The sequence below is a fragment of the Xanthobacter sp. BG11Y11_SDJG genome, assembly GCF_057364445.1.
Genome location: NZ_JBNFNU010000723.1, coordinates 1 through 1107, shown reverse-complemented (window position 1 = coordinate 1107; position 1107 = coordinate 1). Strand labels below are relative to the sequence as shown.

The 1107-nt window shown below is 68.0% G+C and carries 1 protein-coding gene; it reads left to right on the top strand.

Annotated features, from left to right (window positions below):
- A partial coding sequence (locus tag AC2W7M_RS26050) for an ABC transporter substrate-binding protein (RefSeq protein ID WP_486136052.1) occupies positions 1–1098 on the top strand: 1098 nt, incomplete at its 5' end.
- Positions 1099–1107 lie beyond the last annotated feature (9 nt).

Here is a 1107-nt window from a genome sequence, read left to right as displayed (position 1 = left end):
CCGATCAAGATCGGCGTGGTGACGCCGAGCACCGGCACGTTCGCGCCCATCGGCCAGCAGGTGCGCTGGGCGCTGGAGCTGGCGGCGAAGGAGATCAACGCCTCCGGCGGCATCATGGGCCGCCCGGTGACGCTGATCGTCGAGGACGAGGAGACCACCCCGGCCGCCGCGGTGCAGAAGGCCGAGAAGCTGTTCCAGGTGGACAATGTGGACTTCCTCACCGGCACGGTGAATTCGGGCGCCACCCTGGCGGTGGGCCAGCTCGCCGAGCGCAACAAGAAGCTCGCCACCACCTCGGTGTCGTTCGCCGATTCCATCACCGCCGACAAGTGCTCGCCCAACGTGTTCCGGGTGAATGCGCGTGCCGGCCAGCAGTCGGCGGCGCTCGCGGCGTGGCTCTTGAAGCAGAAGCCGAAGGCGAAGATCTACTATCTCGGCCCGGACTATGAGATGGGCCGCTCGACGGTGGCGGCGTTCAAGGCCAATGCCGAGAAGCTCGGCGCGCAGTCGGTGGGCGAGGTGTTCGCGCCGAACGATTCGAAGGACTACACGCAGTTCTTCGGCCAGATCCGCGCGGCGCGTCCGGAGGTGATGTACATCTCGGTGGCGGGCAACGACACGGCGCGCCTGCTGACCCAGATGCAGGACTTCGGCCTGCTCTCCTCGCTGCAGGTGGTGGGCGCCTCGGGCACCATCACCTCGGCCAACATGGGCGCGCTGGGCGCGGCCGCGAACGGCTTCGCCACCGGCGCCGGCTACTCGCCGCAGATCGACACGCCGGAGAACAAGAAGTTCGTGGCCGACTTCCGCGCCGCCTACAAGGCGGACCCGGACCTCTACGGCGCCGACAGCTACGGCACGCTCTACGCCTACAAGGCGGCGGTGGAGAAGGCGGGCTCGACCGACACCGACAAGGTGCGCGCCGCGCTCGAAGGCCTGACCTGGAACACGCCGCAGGGTCCCAAGACGATCCGCGCCGGCGACCACCAGGCGATGCAGCCCATGTATGTGGTGCGCATCAACAACGGCAAGTTCGACATCATCGACAAGGTCTCGGCCGAGGACGCCATCGGCCCCGACACCTGCACCCGCTTCTGAGCCGGAACG